21 protein-coding genes are annotated in these 22,084 nt (G+C 75.5%); 18 read left to right on the plus strand and 3 right to left on the minus strand.

Annotated elements, in window-relative coordinates:
- Positions 1–124 precede the first annotated feature (124 nt).
- On the plus strand, positions 125–1,684 hold the full coding sequence (locus PHK61_RS29820) for an FAD-dependent monooxygenase (protein WP_274284665.1): 1,560 nt from the start codon (positions 125–127) through the stop codon (positions 1,682–1,684).
- Positions 1,685–1,764: 80 nt separating this feature from the next.
- Positions 1,765–2,532, plus strand: a complete 768-nt coding sequence (locus PHK61_RS29825; RefSeq protein WP_274284666.1) for a class I SAM-dependent methyltransferase — start codon at positions 1,765–1,767, stop codon at positions 2,530–2,532.
- Between the two features lie 44 nt (positions 2,533–2,576).
- Here PHK61_RS29825 and PHK61_RS29830 read toward each other — a convergent pair whose 3' ends face one another.
- Positions 2,577–3,389, minus strand: coding sequence for an IclR family transcriptional regulator (locus tag PHK61_RS29830; protein WP_274284667.1), 813 nt, complete (start codon positions 3,387–3,389; stop codon positions 2,577–2,579).
- A gap of 80 nt (positions 3,390–3,469) precedes the next feature.
- Here PHK61_RS29830 and hutU point away from each other — a divergent pair, with 80 nt between their 5' ends.
- From hutU to PHK61_RS29875, 9 genes are all read left to right on the plus strand, one after another.
- Entirely contained in the window at positions 3,470–5,119 is a 1,650-nt protein-coding gene (hutU, locus tag PHK61_RS29835; protein WP_274284668.1) for a urocanate hydratase, read from the plus strand.
- On the plus strand, positions 5,116–6,297 hold the full coding sequence (locus tag PHK61_RS29840; protein WP_274284669.1) for an allantoate amidohydrolase: 1,182 nt from the start codon (positions 5,116–5,118) through the stop codon (positions 6,295–6,297). The genes hutU and PHK61_RS29840 overlap by 4 nt, the downstream gene beginning before the upstream one ends.
- The gene (locus PHK61_RS29845; RefSeq protein ID WP_274284670.1) at positions 6,294–7,619 is read left to right on the plus strand and encodes a formimidoylglutamate deiminase; all 1,326 of its coding nucleotides are present in this window, start codon (positions 6,294–6,296) and stop codon (positions 7,617–7,619) included. Before PHK61_RS29840 ends, PHK61_RS29845 begins: the two co-directional genes overlap by 4 nt.
- A complete protein-coding gene (gene hutI / locus PHK61_RS29850) occupies positions 7,616–8,794 on the plus strand; it encodes an imidazolonepropionase (protein ID WP_274284671.1) in 1,179 nt (392 codons plus the stop codon). Before PHK61_RS29845 ends, hutI begins: the two co-directional genes overlap by 4 nt.
- A 68-nt stretch (positions 8,795–8,862) precedes the next feature.
- Positions 8,863–10,329, plus strand: coding sequence for an aromatic amino acid ammonia-lyase (locus tag PHK61_RS29855; RefSeq protein WP_420791457.1), 1,467 nt, complete (start codon positions 8,863–8,865; stop codon positions 10,327–10,329).
- A 190-nt stretch (positions 10,330–10,519) separates the two neighbouring features.
- The gene (locus PHK61_RS29860; RefSeq protein WP_274284673.1) at positions 10,520–11,809 is read left to right on the plus strand and encodes a gluzincin family metallopeptidase; all 1,290 of its coding nucleotides are present in this window, start codon (positions 10,520–10,522) and stop codon (positions 11,807–11,809) included.
- Positions 11,810–11,825: 16 nt separating this feature from the next.
- Positions 11,826–12,263, plus strand: coding sequence for a phosphoglycerate mutase family protein (locus PHK61_RS29865; RefSeq protein WP_274284674.1), 438 nt, complete (start codon positions 11,826–11,828; stop codon positions 12,261–12,263).
- A gap of 205 nt (positions 12,264–12,468) precedes the next feature.
- Positions 12,469–13,461: a sensor histidine kinase gene (locus PHK61_RS29870; protein ID WP_274284675.1), complete on the plus strand. Its 993-nt coding sequence runs from the start codon at positions 12,469–12,471 to the stop codon at positions 13,459–13,461.
- A 30-nt stretch (positions 13,462–13,491) separates the two neighbouring features.
- Complete coding sequence (locus PHK61_RS29875) at positions 13,492–14,208, plus strand: GAF and ANTAR domain-containing protein (protein WP_274284676.1); 717 nt, start codon at positions 13,492–13,494, stop codon at positions 14,206–14,208.
- A gap of 7 nt (positions 14,209–14,215) precedes the next feature.
- Here PHK61_RS29875 and PHK61_RS29880 read toward each other — a convergent pair whose 3' ends face one another.
- Positions 14,216–15,787, minus strand: a complete 1,572-nt coding sequence (locus tag PHK61_RS29880) for a long-chain-fatty-acid--CoA ligase (RefSeq protein WP_274284677.1) — start codon at positions 15,785–15,787, stop codon at positions 14,216–14,218.
- Between the two features lie 263 nt (positions 15,788–16,050).
- Here PHK61_RS29880 and PHK61_RS29885 point away from each other — a divergent pair, with 263 nt between their 5' ends.
- The 4 genes from PHK61_RS29885 to PHK61_RS29900 all read left to right on the plus strand — a co-directional run bounded on the left by PHK61_RS29885 (position 16,051) and on the right by PHK61_RS29900 (position 17,547).
- Positions 16,051–16,335 (plus strand): SH3-like domain-containing protein, encoded by a 285-nt coding sequence (locus PHK61_RS29885; protein ID WP_274284678.1) that lies wholly within the window; start codon positions 16,051–16,053, stop codon positions 16,333–16,335.
- Positions 16,328–16,621 carry an SH3-like domain-containing protein gene (locus tag PHK61_RS29890; RefSeq protein ID WP_274284679.1) on the plus strand — a complete coding sequence of 98 codons (294 nt, stop codon included), beginning with the start codon at positions 16,328–16,330 and terminating at the stop codon, positions 16,619–16,621. Before PHK61_RS29885 ends, PHK61_RS29890 begins: the two co-directional genes overlap by 8 nt.
- Entirely contained in the window at positions 16,618–17,208 is a 591-nt protein-coding gene (locus tag PHK61_RS29895) for a nitrile hydratase subunit alpha (protein WP_274284680.1), read from the plus strand. The genes PHK61_RS29890 and PHK61_RS29895 overlap by 4 nt, the downstream gene beginning before the upstream one ends.
- Positions 17,209–17,343: 135 nt before the next feature.
- The gene (locus tag PHK61_RS29900) at positions 17,344–17,547 is read left to right on the plus strand and encodes a cold-shock protein (RefSeq protein WP_274284681.1); all 204 of its coding nucleotides are present in this window, start codon (positions 17,344–17,346) and stop codon (positions 17,545–17,547) included.
- Between the two features lie 44 nt (positions 17,548–17,591).
- On the opposite strand, the gene PHK61_RS29905 is transcribed toward PHK61_RS29900, so the two are convergent.
- Positions 17,592–19,070 (minus strand): MFS transporter, encoded by a 1,479-nt coding sequence (locus PHK61_RS29905; protein ID WP_274284682.1) that lies wholly within the window; start codon positions 19,068–19,070, stop codon positions 17,592–17,594.
- Positions 19,071–19,195: 125 nt separating this feature from the next.
- Here PHK61_RS29905 and PHK61_RS29910 point away from each other — a divergent pair, with 125 nt between their 5' ends.
- The 3 genes from PHK61_RS29910 to PHK61_RS29920 are packed head-to-tail and all read left to right on the plus strand — an operon-like array spanning position 19,196 to position 22,034.
- Entirely contained in the window at positions 19,196–19,576 is a 381-nt protein-coding gene (locus PHK61_RS29910; protein WP_274284683.1) for a YciI family protein, read from the plus strand.
- Positions 19,573–20,829 (plus strand): RNA polymerase sigma factor, encoded by a 1,257-nt coding sequence (locus PHK61_RS29915; protein ID WP_274284684.1) that lies wholly within the window; start codon positions 19,573–19,575, stop codon positions 20,827–20,829. The genes PHK61_RS29910 and PHK61_RS29915 overlap by 4 nt, the downstream gene beginning before the upstream one ends.
- 11 nt (positions 20,830–20,840) lie before the next feature.
- A complete protein-coding gene (locus PHK61_RS29920) occupies positions 20,841–22,034 on the plus strand; it encodes an MFS transporter (RefSeq protein WP_274284685.1) in 1,194 nt (397 codons plus the stop codon).
- Positions 22,035–22,084 lie beyond the last annotated feature (50 nt).

Genomic DNA, 22,084 nt, shown 5'->3' on the forward strand with positions numbered 1-22,084 from the left:
CGCCCCGGCCGCGGAATCCCTCCCGCTGCGTGGTCGCCCGCGCACGGCGCGAAGTGCCCGTTGACGGCCGATTCGGACACCGCTTCAATCCTTGGTAGTCCTACCAACCAAGGGAGTCGCGGGCATGGGCAACACGAACGGCGTGCTGGTCGTCGGAGCCGGGCCGGTGGGGCTGACCACCGCGAGCCAGCTGGCCCGCCTCGGCGTCCCCGTGCGCGTGGTCGATCTGCTCGAGCAGCCCACCGACGAGTCCCGCGCGGTCGTGATCCACGCCCGCAGCCTGGAGATGCTCGCGGCGCTGGGCGTCGCCCCCCGCCTCGAGGCCCGCGGCCGGCGCATCGACGGCCTCGAGATCGCCGACGGCCGGACCGGCGCGACCCGGGCCGGCGCCGACCTCACCGGCATCCCGTCCCGGTACCCGTTCATGCTCGACATCGCCCAGCCCGACACCGAGGCGGTGCTCGCCGAGCGCGCCGCCGAGCTGGGGATCGTCGTCGAGCGCGGCGTGGAGCTGACCGCGCTGACCCAGGACGCGGACGGCGTCGAGGTCACGCTGCGCTCGGCCGCCGGCGACGAGACCGCGCGCTTCGGCTGGGTCGTCGGTGCGGACGGCGGGCACAGCACCACCCGCCACCTCGTCGGCACCCACCTCGAGGGCGGCTTCCACGGGCAGCACTTCGCCATGGCCGACGTCGAGGTCGAGACCTCCCTCGACCCGGGCACCGGGCGGATGTTCACCCACCCCGACGGCCTGGCGATGCTGTTCCCGCTGCGCGGCAGCCGGGCGAGGACGATCTTCCTCGTCGACGACCCCGGGCCCGACGCGACCGCCCCCACCCTCGAGCAGATCGAGGCGCTGACGCAGGAGCGCATGGCGGGCCGGGTGCGGGTGACCGGCTCCCACTGGCTGACCTACTTCGAGATCCACCACGCCCAGGTCCCGCAGTACCGCCCCGGCCGCGTCCTGCTCGCCGGCGACGCCGCCCACATCCACAGCCCCGCCGGTGCGCAGGGCATGAACACCGGCATCCAGGACGCCGCGAACCTCGCCTGGAAGCTCGCCCTCGTGGCCCGCCACGCCGCCGACCCGGAGCTGCTCGACTCCTACCAGGAGGAGCGCCACCCCGTGGGTGCGGCGGTGGTGAGGACGACGACGGCGCTGACCGGGGTCGGCACCACCTCGGGCGCGCTCGGGGCGCTGCGCAGCGCCGCGATGTTCGTCGTCGGCCACGTGCCGGCGCTCGGCGAGGCGGCGGCCGAACGGCTCGCCGAGCTGACCGTCGGCTACCGCGACAGCTCCCTGGCGGTGCAGCACGGCGGGCACCGCCGCGGCGCCGCCCGCGCCGGCGAGCACGCCCCCGACCCCGAGGGCCTGCGACGTCCCGACGGCACCCCGGTGGCCGTCGAGGAGCTCCTCGCGCAGCCCGGCTTCCTCCTGCTCGCCCGTGGCGGCGCCGAGGAGCTGCGGGAGGTCCTCGGCGAGCTGGGCACGGTGGTCGAGATCGGCCGCGACGTGCTCGACGCCGACGACGTCGTCGGGACGCACTACGGCCTGGGCGCCGAGGGGCTCGCCCTGATCCGTCCGGACGGCTACCTCGGCCTCGTCGCCGACACCGCCGACGCGTCGGTCCTGCGCAGCTACCTCGCCGACGTCCTGCGGGTCGGCGCACCGGCGGCGGTCTGAGCGCGAGGTCCTCGCCCGTCCGGACCAGCGACGTGCCACCCTGGCGCGACGTCATCGCCGTCGAGCGCGGGAGCCTCCTCATGAGCGACCAGACCGTCGAGCACTACGAGCGCATCGCCGCGGACTACGACGAGCACTGGTCGTACGACCCCGACTACGTCTGGCGCTTCTCCCGTGCGATCACCGACGCGTTGCGCCTGACCCGCACCGACGCCATCGCCGACGTCGGCTGCGGCACCGGGCTCTACACCCGGCGCCTGGCCGCGGAGGTCGAGCCCGAGCGCCCGATCCTGTGCGTCGACCCGGTCCCGGCGATGCTCGAGCGCCTCCCGGCGTCGCGGAGCCTCCAGCCGCTGGTCGCGAGCGCCGAGGACCTCGCCACGGGCCGTGTCGCCCTCCCGGAGCCCGGCCGCCTCGACGCGATCGTGCTCAAGGAGTCGTTCCACCACGTGGCCGACCGGCGCGAGACCCTCGAGGGCCTCGCCGGGCTGCTCTCGCGCCACGGCCGGATCCTCCTGGTGATGCTGCCGCGGACCATCCACCACCCGCTGTTCCACGAGGCCCACCAGCGCTTCGGGGAGCTCCAGCCCGAGCCCGCGGAGATCGTGGACATGGTCGCCGAGGTCGGCCTGCGGGCGTCGGTCAGCTACCGGACGTTCCACATGGCCATCGACCGCGAGCGTTACGTCCGGATGCTCGCGTCGCGGTACATGTCGGTGCTGGGCGAGTTCTCCGACGACGAGCTCCGCGCCGGGATCGAGCAGTTCCGGCACGCCTACCGCAACGACCCCGTCCTGCGCTTCGACGACCACTTCGCCTTCATCAAGGGCTGGGTCCGCCCGGGCTGACTCGCTTGTGCAACGCCTGGTCGATCGAGGCCGTTTCAGGGAGATCATCGAGAGCGAGCGGTCCCAGGTGGTCCGGGCGGCCTGACCCCTGCGCCCGGGACACCCCCGAGGTGGCGCGTGACCTCGACCGCGGTGCGCCCGACGACCGCCGCGAGGTCGGCGAAGTCGGTGCCGCACGCCGGGGCGCACTGGTGCGGGAAGGTCACGCTGACCGCCGCGACCGCCTCCCCGTCGGCCCCGTGGATCGCGTGCGCGACCGAGGCGTAGCCGCGGCTGACCTCGCCGTCCTCCACCGCCCAGCCGCGCCGCGCCTCGGCGGCGAGCACCGCCGACAGCGCGCGCGCCGACGCCGGGCCGCGGTCGGTGCGCCGCGTCAGCGGCCCGGCGCCCGCGAGCAGGGCCCGGCGCTGGGCGGGCGCGAGCCCGGCGAGGACGGCCCGCCCCGACGCGGTGAGGTGCGCGGGGAGCCGGACGCCCACCGCGGTCACCAGCGTCTGCGGGCGCGGCGGGCGCTCGCGCAGCAGGTAGAGCAGCTCGCGGCCGTCCAGCACGCCCAGGTGGACGTCGTGCCCGGTCCGGTGCGCGAGGCGGCGCAGCGACGGTCCCGCCACCTCGTCGAGCGGGTGGTGGCGCAGGTAGGCCGTGCCGACCTCGAAGGCGCCGATCCCGATGGCCCAGCGGGCGGTGTCGGGCAGGTGCGCGACGACACCGGCGGCCTCGAGCTCGGCGAGCAGGTGGTAGGTCGTCGAGCGGGGCAGCCCGAGGCGCGCGGACAGCGTCGCGGCGGTCAGCGGCTCGCCCGCCGCGAGCAGACGGAGGATCGCGAGCCCCCGTCGCAACCCCGGGACACCGGCCACGGCTCCTGAGTCTCGTATCCGAGACGCCGGGCCGCCAGAGGCCCTGTCCGCGGCGCCGCGACCGCGCTGCACTAGTCACCATGCCAGCAGCACGGGGACGCACGACGACGGCACGCACGTGGGGCGCCGAGGCGGCGCTGCGGATGCTCGACAACAACCTCGATCCCGAGGTGGCCGAGCGGCCCGAGGACCTCGTGGTCTACGGCGGCACGGGGAAGGCCGCGCGGGACCACGCGAGCCTCGCCGCCATCCGCCGCTGCCTGGTCGACCTGGCCCCCGACGAGACGTTGCTCGTCCAGTCCGGGCGCCCGGTCGGGGTGTTCACCACCCACGAGTGGGCCCCGCGGGTGCTGATCGCGAACAGCAACCTCGTCGGCGACTGGGCCACGTGGCCCGAGTTCCGCCGCCTCGAGCACCTCGGCCTGACGATGTACGGCCAGATGACCGCCGGCTCGTGGATCTACATCGGCAGCCAGGGGATCCTCCAGGGCACGTACGAGACGTTCGCCGCGGTCGCCCGCCCGCGCGGCGGCTCGCTGGCCGGGACCCTCACGCTGACCGCGGGCCTCGGCGGCATGGGCGGCGCGCAGCCGCTCGCGGTGACGATGAACGGCGGCACCGCGCTCGTCGTCGAGGCCGACCCGGCGCGGGCGCACCGCCGGGTCGCGACCGGCTACCTCGACGAGGTCGCCGACGACCTCGACGCCGCGCTGCGCCGGGTCGAGGCGGCTCGCACGGCGCAGGAGCCGATCTCGGTCGGCGTCGTCGGCAACGCGGCCGAGCTGCTCCCGGCGATCCGGCGGGCGGGGGCACCCGTCGACGTCGTCACCGACCAGACCTCGGCGCACGACCCGCTGTCCTACCTCCCCCTCGGCGTCGACCTCGCCGACTGGGCCGAGTACGCCCGCGCCAAGCCCGAGGAGTTCACCGACCGCGCCCGCGCCTCGATGGGTACGCACGTCGAGGCGATGCTGGGATTCGCCGACGACGGCGCCGAGGTCTTCGACTACGGCAACTCGATCCGCGCCGAGGCCCGCCTCGCCGGCGTCGAGCGCGCGTTCGAGATCCCCGGCTTCGTCCCCGCCTACATCCGCCCGCTGTTCTGCGAGGGTCGCGGCCCGTTCCGGTGGGCGGCGCTGTCCGGCGACCCCGCCGACATCGCGGCCACCGACCGCGCGGTGCTCGACCTCTTCGGCGACGACGAACCGCTCGCGCGCTGGATGCGCCTCGCGGGGGAGAAGGTGCGCCACCAGGGGCTGCCCGCGCGCATCTGCTGGCTCGGCTACGGCGAGCGGCACCGGGCGGGGGAGCGGTTCAACGACATGGTGGCCTCGGGCGAGCTGTCCGCGCCGGTGGTCATCGGTCGCGACCACCTCGACGCCGGCAGCGTCGCCTCGCCGTACCGCGAGACCGAGGGCATGGCCGACGGGTCCGACGCGATCGCCGACTGGCCGCTGCTCAACGCCCTGCTCAACACCGCCTCGGGGGCGAGCTGGGTGTCGCTGCACCACGGCGGCGGGGTCGGCATCGGGCGCTCGATCCACGCGGGGCAGGTGTGCGTCGCCGACGGGTCGTCGCCGGCCCGCGACAAGATCACCCGCGTGCTGACCAACGACCCCGGCACCGGCGTGATCCGCCACGCCGACGCCGGCTACGCCCGCGCCCTGGAGGTCGCCGACGAGCGCGGGGTGCGGATCCCCCTCCGGGAGACACGGCGGGAGGGATCGTGAGGCTCCTCGACGAGATCGCCGACGTCGGCCGCGACGCCCGGCGCGGCGGCTGGTCGCGCCACCTCGGCGACGACGCCGAGGCGACGCTGCGGGAGTGGTTCGCCGAGCAGGCCGCGCGCCGGGACCTGTCGGTGGAGACCGACGCCGACCTGAACGTCTGGGCCTGGTGGGGCCCGCCCGGCCCGGACGCCGTCGTCACCGGCAGCCACCTCGACTCCGTCCCGGGCGGCGGCGCGTACGACGGGCCGCTCGGCGTGGCCTCGGCGCTGGCCGCGATCGACCGGCTGCGCGAGCGCGGCGTGCGGCCCGCGCGCCCGCTCGCCGTCGTCGTGTTCGCCGAGGAGGAGGGCGGGCGGTTCGGGGTGCCGTGCCTCGGGTCGCGGCTGCTCACCGGCTCCCTCGACGCCGACCGGGCGCGCGGCCTGCGCGATCCCGACGGCGTCACGCTGGCCGAGGCGCTCGCGCGGCACGGGCACGACCCGGCGCGGCTCGGTCCCGACCCCGAGCGGCTCGCGCGGATCGGGCGGTTCGTCGAGCTGCACGTGGAGCAGGGCCGGGCGCTGGCGCCGCGCGGGGACGCGCTCGCCGTCGGCTCGACGATCGTCGCGCACGGGCGCTGGCGGCTGTCGTTCCTCGGGCGCGCGGACCACGCCGGCACCACCCGCCTCGACGACCGCCGCGACCCGATGGTGCCGGCGGCCGCCACGGTGCTGGCCGCCCGCACCGCGATGGCGCGCCAGGGCGACGAGGCCCGGGCCACGGTCGGGCGCCTGCACGCCGTCCCCGGCGGCACCAACGTCGTCGCCTCCCGCGTGGACCTCTGGCTCGACGCCCGCGGGCCGCTCCCGCAGGCGCTCGTGGACGACGTCGCCGCCATCGCGCACGCCGCCGCGGCGGACGAGGGGTGCACCGTCGAGGTCCGCGCCGAGTCGGTGTCGGATTCGGTGACGCTCGACGCCGGGCTCGCCGACACGCTCGCGTCGATCATCGGCGCCGGCCGCCTGCCCACCGCCGCCGGCCACGACGCCGGCGTCCTCGCCGCGCACGTCCCGACCGGGATGCTGCACGTCCGCAACCCGACCGGGGTGAGCCACGCGCCCGACGAGCACGCCGACGACGCCGACACCGAGACCGGCGTGGCCGCCCTCGCCGACGTCCTGGAGGTGCTGTGCCGATGACGCCCGGATCGACGACCGCCGCCCCGGTCGTGCTGTGGTGCGAACAGGCCTGGCTGCGCGGCGGGCCCGTCGACGCGGTCGCCCTGGAGCTCGACGGCGAGCGCATCGCCCGCGTCACCACCGGGGCTGCCCGCACCGGGACCGTCCTGCCCGGGCTGACGGTCCCCGGGCTGGTCAACCGGCACTCGCACGCCTTCCACCGCGCCCTGCGCGGGCGCCCCGCGCGCGCCGCGGACTCGTTCTGGAGCTGGCGGGAGCGCATGTACCGCGTCGCGGCGGCGCTCGACCCCGACGGCTACCGCCGCCTCGCCACCGCCGTCTACGCCGAGATGGCGCTCGCGGGCCACACCGCGGTCACCGAGTTCCACTACCTGCACCACGCCCCCGGCGGGCGCCCCTACGCCGACCCGGTCGCCATGGACCGCGCCCTCGTCGAGGCCGCCGCGGCCGCCGGGCTGCGGATCACCCTGCTTGACACCTGCTACCTCGCCGCCGGGTTCGGCCGCGCGCCCGAGGGCGTGCAGCGCCGCTTCGCCGACGCCGACGTCGACGCCTGGGCGCAGCGCGCCACCCTGGTCGCGGCGCTCGACGACGGCGCAGGCGATGGTCGTGGCAGCGTCCGGGTCGGGGCCGCGATCCACTCGGTGCGGGCGGTGCCCCGGGAGGCCCTGCCGACCGTCGCCACCTGGGCGGGCTCCCGGCCGCTGCACGTCCACCTCTCCGAGCAGCCCGCCGAGAACGCCGCGTGCCGTGACGTCCACGGCCTGTCGCCCACGATGCTCCTCGACGACGCCGGCGCCCTCGGGCCCGCGACCACCGCCGTCCACGCCACCCACCTGACCTCCGACGACGTCGCCTGCCTCGCCCGCACCGGCACCGCCGCCTGCTTCTGCCCGACCACCGAGCGCGACCTGGGCGACGGGATCGGGCCGGCCGCCGCCCTCGCCGCCGCCGGGGTGCCGCTGTGCCTGGGCAGCGACAGCCACGCGGTGATCGACCCCTTCGAGGAGATGCGCGCCCTGGAGATGGACGAGCGCCTGGCACACGGCATGCGCGAGCGCTTCGCCCCCGCCGACCTCCTGCGCGCCGGGACCGACGGAGGCGCCATCACCGTCGGCGCGCCGGCCGACCTCGTCACCCTCGACACCGCCTCGGTGCGCACCGCGGGCGCCCGTCCGGAGGGCATCCCGCTCGCGGCGTCGGCGCCCGACGTCCGCGAGGTCCGCGTCGGCGGCCGGGTCGTGGTCCGCGACGGGGCCCACCAGCTCGTCGAGCGCCCGGCCGCCGATCTGGCGGCGGAGATCGCGGCGGTCCACGCATGACGCTGCTGGTCACCGGGATCGGTGAGCTCACCACCCACGACGACGAGGAGCCCCGGGACGGCCCGTTCGCCGTGGTGGTCGACGGCGACCGCGTCGCCTGGACGGGGCGGGCCCGCGCGGCGCCCGCCTGCGACACCGCGGTCGACGTCGGGGGCCGGGCGGTGCTGCCCGGCTGGGTCGACAGCCACACGCACCTGGTGTTCGCGGGCGACCGGGGTGAGGAGTTCGCCCGGCGGGTCGCCGGCCGGCCCTACACCGCGGGCGGGATCCGGACGACCGTCGACGCGACCCGCGCCGCCCCCGACGCCGACCTCGCCGCCCGGCTGCGCCGCCACGTCGCGGAGGCCGCCCGGCAGGGCACCACGTGCCTCGAGACCAAGACCGGCTACGGGCTGACGGTCGCCGACGAGGCCCGCGCGGCCCGCATCGCGGCCGGCGAGGTCGACGAGGTGACCTTCCTCGGCGCCCACCTCACCCCGGCCGGCACGACCACCGAGGACTACCTCGACCTCGTCTGCGGTCCCATGCTCGACGCCGTCGCCGGGGACGTCGGGTGGATCGACGTGTTCTGCGAGGACGGCGCGTTCGACGGCGACGCCGCCGCCCGGGTCCTCGCCGCGGGCGCCGCGCGCGGGCTCGGCGGGCGCGTGCACGGCAACCAGCTGGGTCCCGGCCCGGGGGTCGCGGTGGCCGTGGCCGCCGGCGCCGCGTCGGTCGACCACGCCACGCACCTGACCGACGCCGACGTCGAGGCCCTGGCGGGCTCGGACACGGTGGCGACCCTGCTGCCCGCCTGCGACCTCTCGACCGGCCAGCCCCCGCCACCGGCCCGGCGCCTCGTCGACGCCGGCGCGACCGTCGCGCTGGCCAGCAACGCGAACCCCGGGAGCTGCTACACCACGTCCGTGGCGCTCGGCGTGGCCCTCGCCGTGCTGCAGGCGGGGCTCTCGGTGCCCGAGGCGGTCCGGGCCGCGACCCTCGGGGGCGCGCGGGCGCTGCGCCGCGACGACGTCGGCCACCTGCGGGTCGGGGCCCGCGCCGACCTGCACGTCCTCGACGCCCCGACGGTCGTGCACCTCGCCCAGCGCCCCGGCGTGCCGCTGACCGCGGCGGTGTGGCGCGCCGGGGTCCGCGTGCCCGCCGACGCTCCGCTGTCCGAGGAGGTCCACCCGTGAGCACCGACAGCCCCGTCGCGCCTCACCGCCCGGGCACCGAGCTCCCGCCGCTCGAGGGGCGCCCGCCGCTGTGGCTCGGCGGCACGTCGCTGACGGCGCGCTCGGTGGCGGCCGTGGCCCGCACGGCCGGGCCCACCGACCTGCACCTCGACCGCGCCGCGCTCGCCCGCGTCGAGCGCGCCGCCCGTCTGGGGGCCGACCTGAGCACCCGCCGCGCCGTCTACGGACGCACCACCGGCGTCGGCGCCAACCGCGACGAGACCGCGGTCGCGGCGGACGGCGCCGGCCACGGTCTGCGCCTGCTGCGCAGCCACGCCGGTGGCGCGGGCGACCGGCTCGACGCCGAGCTCGTGCGCGCGGCGCTGCTCATCCGGCTCAACCAGCTCCTCGCCGGGCGGTCCGGGGTGTCGCCGGCCCTCGTGCGCGCGCTCGCCGACGCGGTCGCCGCCGACGCCCTGCCCGTCGTGCACCGCCTCGGCGCGATCGGCACCGGCGATCTCGCGCCGCTCGCGCAGATCGCGCTGGCGCTCGCGGGGGAGGGCGCGTGGGACACGGTCCCGCCGGGCCACCGCGCCGTCCCGGTCGACGCCGGCGACGCGCTGGCGTTCGTGTCGAGCAACGCGGTCACGCTGGCCGAGGCCGCGCTCGCCGCCGGCACGCTCGACGTCGTCCTCGCCTCGAGCCACGCGGTCGCGGCGCTGTCGTACCTCGCGCTCGACGGCAGCCCCGAGGCCTACGCCGACCCCGTGCACCGCGCCCGCCCGCACCCCGGCCAGGTGCGCTGCGCGCAGCGGATGCGCCACCTGCTCGGTATGGAGCGCACCCCGCCGAAGGGCCGCCGCATCCAGGACCCGTTCGGTCTGCGCGCGTTCCCGCAGGTCAACGGCCCGGCGATCGACGCGCTGGACATGCTGCACGGCGTGCTCGACGTCGAGATCAACGCCGGCGCGGAGAACCCGATGATCGCCGTCGCCGAGGACGACGCCTACCACCACGCGCACTTCCACACCGCCTACGTGGCCGGCGCGCTCGACCACGTCCGCGCCTGCGTGCACGGCGTCGCCGAGCTCTCCGCGGCCCGCCTCGGCGACCTCGTCGAGCCCGAGCAGACCGGTCTGCGGGCCTTCCTCGCCGACGGCCCGCCCGGCAGCTCCGGGGTGATGATCCTCGAGTACATGAGCCACGACGCGCTCGCGGCCCTGCGCCAGGCCGCCCTGCCGGTGACGCTGGGGAGCGCGGTCGTCTCGCGGGGACTCGAGGACCACGCGAGCTTCTCGACCCAGGCCGCGCGCGCCACCGCCGAGGTCGCGACGGCCTACACCCGCGTGCTGGCGTGCGAGCTCGTCGCGGCCGTCCGCGCCCTGCGCCTGCGCCGGCGGGCCGGGGGACCGGCGGCGGACGCCCCGATGCCGATCGAGGAGGCCCTCGCCCGCGCCGAGGAGGTCCTCGACCCCCGCACCGAGGACCGTCCGCTCACCGACGACGTCGACGTCGCGGTCGATCTCGTGCGCGACCCGACATGGGCGCAGGTCTGATGGGCCATTCGTGGCCGAGAATTCCGAGATCGACTTTCATCCTCGCGAGCAATGAAAGAATTGATGACCCTGGGCGATGGCGCGGACACGAGCGGAATCGCCCGGTCACGTATCGGTTCCGGTCCTGGATTCGACGGCCGAGTGCGCGCATCCTCTCCGACGGAGGTATTCATCCACGGAGGGGATCGCCATGTCGATCGAACTGGACAAACGGCTCGCTGCCGAGGGGACGAAGTTCTTGTTGTTCCCGCAGCCGCGCTTCCTGACGTCGAGCGGCGCACCGCTGTTCCCGGAGCCCGAGACGGTCACCGTCTCGACCCCGCCCGCGACGATCCTCCCCGGTCCCGCCGACGAGCGCATGTACGTCGTCGACGCGAAGTTCAAGCTGCCGTACGAGTCGGGTCTCGGTGGCCCGCCGTTCGACGGCGAGGTGCACCCGCCCGTCACGGCCGGGTCCGACGGTCACTTCACGCACCTCAATCCCGACTCGCGCGACTTCGCGCCGGCCACCATGTACGCCACCGTCCGTCGCGTCCTCGACATCTGGGAGGACTACTTCGGTCACGAGATCCCGTGGCACTTCGAGGCAGCCTTCGCCCGCCTCGAGATGATCCCGCTCATCGAGTGGGACAACGCGCAGTCGGGCTTCGGATTCCTCGAGTTCGGTTTCGGCCGCACCCCGAACGGCACGATCGACCACGACCGGCCCTACTGCGAGAACTTCGACGTCCTCGCCCACGAGCTCGGGCACAGCATCATCTTCTCGCAGGTCGGCGTACCGCAGAACCCGAGCGACCGGGGAATCGACTACGGGGGGTTCCACGAGTCCGCCGGCGACCTGACCGCCATCGTGGCGCTCCTGCACTTCGACACCTTCGTCGACAAGCTGCTCGCCGAGACGAAGGGCAACCTGCTCACCGTCAACGGCCTCGACCGCGTCGGCGAGCTCTCCGACGCGCGGCAGATCCGCGTCGCGCTCAACGCGAAGCGCATGAGCGACGTCGGCGCGGAACCGCACGAGCGCTCCCTGCCGCTCACCGGCGCCATCTTCGACACCATGGTCGAGCTCTTCCAGCAGGACCTCGTGGACCACAAGCTCATCTCCGCCGAGCTCCGCGAGCGCTCGACGAACACCCCGGCGGGTCCCGGGGACCTCCGGGCCATCGCGCAGGAGTTCGCTGCGGCCTACGAGGGCAACGAGGAGGAGTTCAAGGCGTCGCTGTTGAAGGCGCGCGACCAGATGGGCAAGCTCCTCGCGGCGACGTGGTCGAGGCTCTCGCCCGACTTCATGACCTATCACGACGTCTTCGCCGGGCTCGTCGCCGCCGACCGCGCGATCGCCGCCGGCGAACACGGCAAGATCATCAGGGAGTGCTTCGCCTGGCGTCGTATCGATCTGCTGCCGCGCACCGCCCAGCTCTTCCGCCGCTCGCTGGACGACTGCGGACTGCGGCCGGCCGCGATCCCGACGTCCCTCTGAGCGGGACCCGACGACAGTGATCACCGTCGTCGCCGTCCGGCACGCCGACGTCGCCGCACCGGAGGCCGGCGGCGATCCCTCGCTCAGTCCGGCCGGGCGGCGTCGCGCCGCCGCGCTCGCCCACGTCGTCCGCGACCTCGTCGTCGACACGGTGGTCGTGTCGAGCCTGCGGCGCACGCGGGAGACGGTCGCTCCGGTCCTCGACGAGCGGCCCGGTCTGGTGCCGCTCGTCGAGGACCACCCCGCGGACCTCACCGAGGCCGTGCGCGGCGGGGATCTCGGCGCGACGGTCCTCGTCGCCGGGCACAGCAACACCGTGCCCGCCCTGGTCGTCGCCCTGGTCGGCGACCCGGTCAGCCCGATCCGCGCGACGGAGTTCGACCGCCTCACCGTCCTGACGGTCACCGACGCGGGGGCCGTCGCGCTGAGCCTGCGCTACGGAGCAGCCGACTGACCTCCCGCCGTCGCGTCCACCGGCGCGGGCCGTGTCAGGCGTGGATAGCCCCGTCGTACGCCGTTCTCGGGACGTCCTGGGACGTCGGGAGCATCGACTGACCTGTTCGGCGGTACCGCTCACCGGTTTCCTCGCGCGGAGATGCAGCGTTTCGTCGCGCGGGTCGGCATCATGTCCTGGCCGAACGGACAGCGATCGCGCGGAGGTGACCACGCTGACGGCCGCACACGACGTCGGCGGGCTCGTCCACCCCGCCCTCTTCTACGCCGACGACGCCTCGTACGTGGCGGGCACGGTCCCGTTCCTGCGCGAGGGGATCGAGGCCGGGGAGCCGGTGATGATGGCCGCGCCGCCGTCCCGGCTCGATCTCGTGGCGGACGCGCTCGGTCCGGCGGCCGCGGACGTGACGCTGCACGACATGACGGTCGCGGGCCGCAACCCGGGACGGATCATCGCCGGGGTGCTGCGCGCGTTCGTCGACGAGCACGCCGGCGCCGGGCGCGTGCGCATCATCGGCGAGCCGATCTGGGCGGGGCGCACCCCGGCCGAGTACGCGGCGGCCGTCCAGCACGAGGCCCTCATCAACACCGCGCTCGGCGACCTGCCGGCCACCGTGCTCTGCCCGTACGACACCGGCGCGCTGGCGCCCGCCGTCCTCGCGGACGCGCAGCGGACCCACCCCGTGCTCGTCGAGGGCGGCGTGACCACCGCGAGCACGCGCTACGCGGACCCCGCGGAGCTCGCGCAGTGGGTGAGCGGGCCGTTGGCCGAGGAGGACTGCGAGCTCGTCGAGACGCTCGTGTTCGACGCGCCGACCGGACCGCGCACCGTCCGCCGGGCGGTGGCCGAGCACGCGGTGCGCGCCGGCCTCCCGCCCGAGCGGACCGCCGACCTGTGCCTCGCCGCCCACGAGACCGCGGTCAACACCATCGTGCACACCGGACGCCCCGGGCTGCTGACGGTGTGGACGCGCGAGGGCGGGGCGGTCGAGCCGGCCGCGGTCGTGTGCGAGGTGCAGGACAGCGGGTGGATCGCCGACCCCCTCGTCGGGCGCCACCCCGGCAGCCTCGCGGACGGGCGGGGCTACGGGCTGCGCCTGGTCCACCAGCTCTGCGACCTCGTGCAGGTGCACAGCGACCCGACCGCCGGCACGACGGTGCGGATGACCATGAGCCTGCCCACCGGTGCCCCGCTGTGAGGCCGTCCGGGGAGTGGAGTGCTCCCCGAGGTGGGTAGGTACCAGGACGTGTTCACCGAGCAGGACGAACGGCTGCGCGACTTCCTGGCCACCGGACGGCGGTTCGCCGCCGCGACGAGCGTCGAGGAGACGCTGCAGCTCATCCTCACGTCGGCCGTCGACACCTCGCCGGCCACCGACCTCGCCGGCGTGCTCCTCCTCGAGGGCCGCGGCAAGATCACCTCGCCGGCCACGACCGACGAGGTCGTCAACCAGCTCGACGAGATCCAGGCGGAGCACAACGAGGGCCCGTGCGTGGCGTCGATCTACGACGAGGAGCTCGTCGTCGTCCAGGACTTCGCCGACGATCTCGAGCGCTGGCCGCACTTCGCCCGCGCCGCCCTCGACCGCGACGTGCACAGCTCCCTGTCGTTCCAGCTGTTCAGCGAGGGCAAGCGCGCCGGCTCGCTGAACCTGTTCAGCCACCGCAAGCACGCCTTCGGCGAGGACGACCGCATCCTCGGCGCCCTGTTCGCGAACCAGGCCGGTCTCGCGCTGCGCGGGGCCCAGCGCGTCGCCCAGCTCGACCGCGCGGTCGCCTCGCGCGGCGTGATCGGCACGGCCAAGGGCATCCTCATGGAGCGCTTCGGCATCGGTGACGACGAGGCCTTCCAGCGCCTCGTGCGCAGCTCGCAGGACACCAACATCAAGCTCGTGGACGTCGCCCAGTGGCTCATCGACGAGTCCGCGCCGAAGCGCGAGGGCTGACCGCGACTCAGGAGACGGCGGCGGAGGCGAGCGTCCCCGCCCGGTCCCGGTCGCGCAGGACCGTCTTCTGCACCTTGCCGGTGGCGTTGCGGGGGAGCTGCTCGACCAGTGCGATGCGGCGCGGGCGCTTGTAGCGGGCGAGGTGCTCGCGGCAGTGCTCGTCGATGGCGTCGGGGGACGGGGGGTCGGCCGGATCCCGCGGGACGATCACGGCGAGCGGGGTCTCGCCCCACCGCGGGTCGGCGACGCCGATGAGGGCGACGTCGGCGACCTGTGGGTGCCCGGCCAGGACGTTCTCGACCTCGGCGCAGTAGATGTTCTCGCCGCCCGAAATGATCATGTCCTTCTTCCGGTCGACGACGTAGTAGTAGCCGTCCGGGTCCTGGCGCACGAGGTCGCCCGAGTGGAACCAGCCACCGCGGAACGCCTCGGCGGTCTCCGCGGGCTTGTTCCAGTAGCCCGACATCACCAGCGGGCCGCGGTAGACGATCTCGCCGACCTCGCCCGGGGCGACGTCCTGCATGTCGTCGTCCACCACCCGGACCTCGACGTTGATCATCGGGGTGCCCACGGAACCGATCTTGCGGACCGCGTCCTCGCCACGCAGCGTCGTCGTGACCGGGCTGCACTCGGTCTGGCCGAACGAGGTGACGATCTCGGCGTCGGGGAAGCTCGCGATCATCGTGCGGAGCAGCGCGGTCGAGGCCGGCGCCGCGCCCCACCCGCACTTGCGCAGCGCGGAGAGGTCGCGCTCGCGGGCCGGGACCCGCTCGCAGATCGCCGCCCACTGCGCGGGCACGAAGAAGCACGAGGTCACGCGCTCGCGCTCCAGGGTGGCGAGCGCCTCCTCGGGGTCGAAGCCGGTCGACGGCGGGATGACGGTGGTGCCGCCGGCGAACAGCGACGGGAGGAAGCCCGCCACGCCCGCGATGTGGAAGAGCGGGGTGCCCGAGAGCCAGACGCCCGGCCCGCCCGGTCCGCCGAGGTGCATCGTCGACGAGAACGCGTGCAGGAACAGGTTGCGGTGCGTGAGCATCGCGCCCTTCGGCGCCCCGGTCGTGCCCGAGGTGTACATGATGAACGCGGTGGCGTCGTCCGGGACGGCGAGCTCGCGGTAGGCGGGGTCGGCCGCGGCGAGGACGTCCTCGAGGTCGCCGCCGATGGTGATCGTCCGCCGGACGCCGGGCGCGTCGGGCAGCGCGTCGCGCAGCAGCGCCTCGGTGGCGGTGTCGGCCACGGCGACGACGGCGCCGGAGTCGACCAGCGCGTACGCGACCTCCGTCGCGACGAGCCGGAAGTTGACCGGCACGCAGATCGCGCCGGCGCGCAGCACCGCGATGTAGGTCTCGAGCAGCTCGACGGAGTTCAGGCCGAGCACCGCGACCCGGTCGCCCGGCCCGACGCCCGCGGCGACCAGCGCGTTCGCCAGCCGGGTGATGCGGTCGTCGGCGTCGGCGTAGGTCCGCCGCTGCCCGGTGCCGGCGTCGACGAGGAACTCGGCCCCCGGCGTCACCCGCGCCCACCGGGCCGCGATGTCGCTGAGCGTCATGCCCCGGCCGGTGATCGCCCCCGTCGTCATGCCCCCACCTCAGAGCGCGGCGGGCGACGGCGTCAAGGGCGCACAGATCGGGGGAGCGCAGATCGGGGGAGCGCTCCCGCGGCTCCGGCGGCCGCCCGCGAGCGGCACCCTCGGCAGGCGAGCCGCCACGCTGATCATGGGAAGCGTGCCCCTCGCCGAGCCGGGGTGGCGCGGACCCGTCCGGGCTCGCCGGTCCGATCTTCCGAGAGTGCCGTGGGTGCAAGCCCTGGCCCCGGACCCGTCCGCGGCGGTAGGAACTCCTCGTGAGCCGGATCAACGACGTGGGCGGCATGGTGGGCTTCCCGCCCGTCGTCGAGGAGCCCGACGAGCCGCGGTTCCACGCCGACTGGGAGGCGCACGTCGTCGCGCTCAACGGCGCGCTGCTGGGCCGGGGCGTCTACAACCTCGACGAGTTCCGCGACGCGATCGAGCGCATCCCGCCGGGGGAGTACCTGGCCGCGTCGTACTACGAGAAGTGGTTCCGCGCGATCACCACGCTGCTCGCCGAGAAGGGCGTCGCCACCCCCGAGGAGCTGGCCGGTGACTGACCGCCCCGACGACCGGTTCGCCCCGGGCGACCGGGTCCGCACCCGCATCGCCGACCCGCCGGGCCACACCCGGCTGCCCCGCTACGCGCGGGGCGCGCGCGGCGAGATCGTCTCGACCGCCGGTCACCACCCGCTCGCCGACGAGCGCGCCCGCGGCCTCGCCTCCGACCCGCGCGCGGTCTACCACGTGCGGTTCGCCGCGAGCGACCTGTTCGGCGCCGGCGACCACGCCGTGGTCGTCGAGCTCTGGGAGGACTACCTCGAACCCGACGGGAGCGCATCGTGAGCGGTGACCACGCGAGTTCCCCGGTCGCGGCCCGGGTGCGGCACGTCGAGGCGCTGCTCGAGGGCCGCGGGCTGCTCGAGCCGGACGAGATCGACGAGCGGATCGACGCCCTCGCCGCGGGCGGGACGCCGGCGAACGGGGCGGCGGTGGTGGCGCGGGCGTGGGTCGACCCGGCGTTCCGGGAGCGCCTGCTCGCCGACGGCAACGCCGCGATCGCCGAGCTCGGGTTCTCGATGGGCGGGGCCCTGCAGGAGCAGAAGCTGACGGTGGTCGCGAACGACGCCGACGAGCACCACGTCATCGTCTGCACGCTGTGCTCCTGCTACCCGATCGCGCTGCTCGGCCCGTCGCCGGGCTGGTACAAGAGCGAGGCGTACCGGTCGCAGGTGGTGCGCGAACCCCGCGCGGTCCTGCGGGAGTTCGGCGTCGAGCTGCCCGCCTCGACGCGGATCACGGTGTGGGACGCGAGCGCGGAGTCGCGCTACCTGGTGCTGCCCCGTCGACCCCCCGGGACCGAGGACCGGTCGGAGGAGGAGCTCGCCGCGCTGGTGACCCGTAAGGGGCTGATCGGGACCGCCGCGGTCTGAGCCGAGGACCGCCCGATCGGCGCTCTGTTACCGTCGCCCCCGCGTTGCTGTCTTCTTTTCCTCGCTGTGCTCGAGCCTCGTGGATCAGTCGATGTCACTCGCTCGCACAGATGCACCATCACCGAAAGAGGATTCATGGCTGACGGCACCGTCAAGTGGTTCAACGCCGAGAAGGGGTTCGGCTTCATCGCGCCGGACGACGGGGGCAAGGACATCTTCGTCCACTACTCCGCGATCCAGGGCGGCGGCTTCCGCTCCCTCGAGGAGAACCAGCGGGTCACCTTCGAGTGGAGCCAGGGCCAGAAGGGCCCGCAGGCGGACTCGGTCCAGGCTCTCTGAGACCCCCGCCCCGGGATCACGGCCCGGACATCACGGCGCGGAGATCACGTCTCGAGCGTGATCCGTGACGTCGCCGCCGCGAGCAGGGCGAACAGCGCCGCCGCGACGACGCCGACCAGATGCACGCTGCCGGTGAAGGCCGCGTGCGCGTCCCCCAGGAGCTCGGCGGCCTGCGGCGCCGGGAGTGCCGTCGCGGCGGCGGTCGCCCCGCTGACCGTCTCCCGCGCGGGGCCGTCCGCGCCGCTCATCGCCGCGCGGTACGACGCCGCGGCCAGCGTGCCGAGCAGGGCGAGCCCGAGCGCACCGCCCAGGTAGTTGCCGGTCTCCGCCAGCGAGGCCGCCGCCCCCGCCCGCGACGGCGGGACCGCGCCGACGACGGCCCCGATGCCCCGGGCGAACAGCGGGCCGGTCCCGAGCGCGAGCACCGTGACCGCGCCGACCGCGACCGGGCCGCCGCCCTCGGACGGCGTGAGCACGAGCAGCAGGGCACCGACCGCGGCGAGCACCAGCCCGCCCGCGACCGCGGCGTGCGGGCGCACCCGCCGCACGAGCACCGGCGTGAGCAGGGTCCCGGCCGCGACGCCGAGCCCCATCGGCGCGAACCACAGCGCCGCCGCGACGGGGGAGAGACCGAGCACCGTCTGCAGGTACTGGGTGACGAGCATGCCGGTGCCCGCCATCGCGACGCCGGCGCCGACGAGCGCGCCGAGCAGCACCGTGACCCGCCGCAGCCGGAACAGGGCGAGGTCCAGCAGCGGGCGCTCGAGGCGCAGCTGCCGGCGCACGAACACCACCCCGATCCCGACGCCGGCGACGACCGCGGCGACGCCGAGCCCCGGGGGTGCGGTGCCCGTGGCCGCGACCTTGACCCCCCACACCACCGGGAGCACCGCGAGCAGCGAGAGCGCGACGCTCGCGGGGTCGAGCCGCCCCGACCCCTCCCCGGTGCCCCCGGGCAGCACGAACGGCCCGGCGGCGAGCAGCACGAGCATCACGGGGACGGCCAGCAGGAACACGCTGCCCCACCAGAAGCGCCCGAGCAGCACCCCGCCCACCACCGGCCCGAGCGCGGCGCCCGCGAACTGGCACGTCGCCCAGATCGCGATGGCCACGCCGCGCCGCCCGCCGTCGGCGAACAGGGCGGTGATCAGCGCGAGGGTCGCGGGCATGAGCGTGGCGCCGGCGATCCCGAGCAGGGCGCGCAGGCCGATGAGCGCCGTCGGGTCGGGCGCGAACGCCGCGCCGACCGACGTCACCGCGAAGACCGCCGCGCCGGTGAACAGCAGCCGGCGGTGCCCGACGCGGTCGCCCAGCGTGCCCATGGTGATGACGAGCCCGGCGACCAGGAACCCGTAGACGTCGGTGATCCAGAGCTGCTCGACCGCCGACGCCCCGAGGTCGCGGGTCAGGTGGGGCAGGGCCAGGAACAGCACGTTGATGTCGACCGCGCTCAGCAGCGTGGGCAGGGCGAGCACCGCCAGCCCCCACCACGGTGACCGGCGGGTGATCACGGAGGAAGTCATGGCCACGAGTCGGAGCCCGCGCGGGCGCCTCGACACCGCTCCGGCGTGACCACGGTCACATCGCCAGGATGTCGAGCAGCGCGCACCCCGCCCCGACCTGCTCCCACACCCACCGAGGAGGAGCCATGAAGTACCTGCTGATCATCCAGATGAACCCCGAGGTCTGGGAGTCGCTCTCCGAGGCCGAGCGCGCCGAGATCGCCGGCGGGCAGGAGGGGTTCGTGGAGACGATCACGGCGACGGGGGAGATGGTCGGGACCCACGCGCTGGCCGACCCGTCGCAGAGCGCCGTGGTCCGCGGCCGGCCGGGCGCGGTCACCGTCACCGACGGCCCGTTCCTGGAGGCCAAGGAGTACATGGGCGGCTTCTACGTCGTGGACTGCGAGAGCGCGGAGCGCGCGCACGAGCTCGCCGCGATGATCCCGGGCACCGACCGGTTGCCCGTCGAGGTCCGTCCGGTGATCTTCACCGCCGGCTACGGGCTCGCGGAGCCGGACACCCCGTGACCGGGAGCGCCGTCGAGGACCTGCTGCGCCGCAGCGCGCCGCAGGTCCTCGGCGCGCTGGTGCGGAGGCACGGGCAGTTCGCCCTCTGTGAGGACGCGGTCCAGGAGGCGCTGCTCGCCGCCGCCACGGCCTGGCCGCGCGACGGCGTCCCGGACGAGCCGGTCGGCTGGCTGGTCACCGTCGCCGGGCGCCGGCTCACCGACCTGCAGCGCACCGAGCAGGCGCGCCGCCGGCGCGAGGACGCGCTCGCGGCCCGGGAGCGGGCCGAGGAGGCGCTGTCCGACACCGACACCGACACCGGCACCGGCACCGACCCCGCCGACGACACGCTCGAGCTGCTGCTGCTCTGCGCCCACCCCGCGCTCTCCGAGCCCAGCCGGATCGCGCTGACCCTGCGCGCGGTCGGCGGGCTGCGCACCAGCGAGATCGCCCGCGCGTTCCTCGTCCCCGAGGCGACGATGGCCCAGCGCATCAGCCGGGCGAAGGCCACGATCGCCGACGCCGGCTTCGCGCCCCCGGGCGCCGACCGCGACGCCCGCCTCGCCTCCGCCCTGCACGTCCTCTACGTGGTCTTCGACGAGGGCTACACGGCCACCGCGGGGCCGTCCCTGACCCGCGTCGACCTCACCGCCGAGGCGATCCGGCTCGTGCGCCGGCTGCACCGCCTGCTGCCCGACGACGCGGAGATCACCGGGCTGCTCGCGCTGATGCTGCTCACCGACGCCCGCCGCGACGCCCGGGTCGGGCCGGACGGGCGGATGCTGGCGACCGCCGAGCAGGACCGGGCGCGCTGGGACCACGACGCGATCGCGGAGGCCACCGGGCTCCTCGAGCGCGCCCTCGCCACCGGCCCGCTCGGCCCGTACCAGCTGCAGGCCGCGATCGCCGCCGTGCACGCGGAGGCCCCGACCGACGCCGACACCGACTGGGCGCAGATCGTGATCCTCTACGACCTGCTCGCGGCGCGGTCGGACAACCCCGTGGTCACCCTCAACCGCGCGGTCGCGGTCGGCATGGCGCAGGGGCCGCGGGCCGGGCTCGACGTCCTCGACACCGTCGCCGACGACCCCCGCCTGCGCCGCAGCCACCGCCCCGACGCCGTGCGCGCCCACCTCCTCGAGCGTCTCGGCGACCCCGCCGGCGCCCGCGAGCACTACCGGCGCGCCGCCCCCGGCGCGCTCAACCAGGCCGAGAAGCGCTATCTGGAGGAGCGCGCGTCACGAACGTCCCCTCCGCCCGGCGAATTCGGTTAGCGTTGACAACGATGAGCGAGCACACGGCGCTGCGGACCGGGGCGGGGGCCGTCGCGATCACGACCGCCACCGTGCTCCCGGTGTTCCTCCTGGGCGCCCTGTCCGTGCAGATCGGCGCCGACCTCGGGTTCGACCCGGCCGCCCTGGGCCTCGTCGTCTCGGCGTACTTCGGGGTGTCGGCCCTGGTGTCGCTGCCGGTCGGGAAGCTGGTCGAGAAGCTCGGCTCGCGGCTGACCAGCCGCATCGGCCTCGTCGGCGCCTCCGTGGCGATGCTGCTGACCGCCGTGCTGGGCCAGAGCTTCACCGCGGTCGTGGTGCTCGTGCTCGTCGGGGCGTGGACCAACGTCATGGGCCAGCTCGCCACCAACCTCACCCTCGCCCGCGCCATGCCGCCCGGGCGCCTCGGGCTCTCGTTCGGGGTCAAGCAGGCGTGCGTCCCGCTGGCGACCCTGCTCGCGGGCCTCGCCGTGCCGACCGTCGGCCTGACCATCGGCTGGCGCTGGGCCTACGTGATCGGGACCGGCCTCGCCCTCGCCGCGCTCGCCGTGGCGCCGCGGGGCTCGGGGCGCGGCGAGCGCTCCGCCGACAGCAGCGCCGAGCGCGCGACCGGCGCGCTCGCGGTGATCGGGGTCGCGGCCGGGCTCGGCGCGGCGAGCTCGACGGGCCTGAGCATCTTCCTCGTCGCCTCGGCGGTCGACTCCGGCGTCGCCCCGGGGCTCGCGGGCCTCGTGCTGACGCTGGGCAGCGTGGTCGCCGTGGTGATGCGCATGGTCCACGGCTGGCTCGCCGACCGGCGCCGCGGCGGGCACATCGTGGTGGTCGCGGGCTGCCTGGTCCTCGGGGCCGCGGGCGTCGTGCTGCTCGCCGTGCCGGGCTCGGTGGCCCTCGTCGTCGGGACGGTGCTCGGCTTCGGGCTCGGCTGGTCGTGGCCGGGCCTGCTGCAGTTCGCGGTCGTGCGCCTCAACCCGACCGCGCCGGCGGCGGCGACGGCCATCGTGCAGGTCGGGGTGTACGCCGGCGGCTGCCTCGGTCCGGTCGGCTTCGGCCTGCTCGCGACCGGGATGTCGTTCGCGACGGCGTGGGTGGTCGCCGCGCTCGCGATGCTCGTCGCCGGGGCCGGGGTGCTCGTGGGGCGCCGGATGCTCGTGCGCCACCGCGCGGCGTCGCAGGGCCGGGCGCGCGAGGGCGTGCCGGCGTCGGCCTGACCCTCACCGGCCCTGACCCTCACCGGCCCTGACCCTCACCGGCCCTGACC

This window comes from Actinomycetospora lutea (assembly GCF_028737205.1).
Taxonomy (GTDB): domain Bacteria; phylum Actinomycetota; class Actinomycetes; order Mycobacteriales; family Pseudonocardiaceae; genus Actinomycetospora; species Actinomycetospora lutea.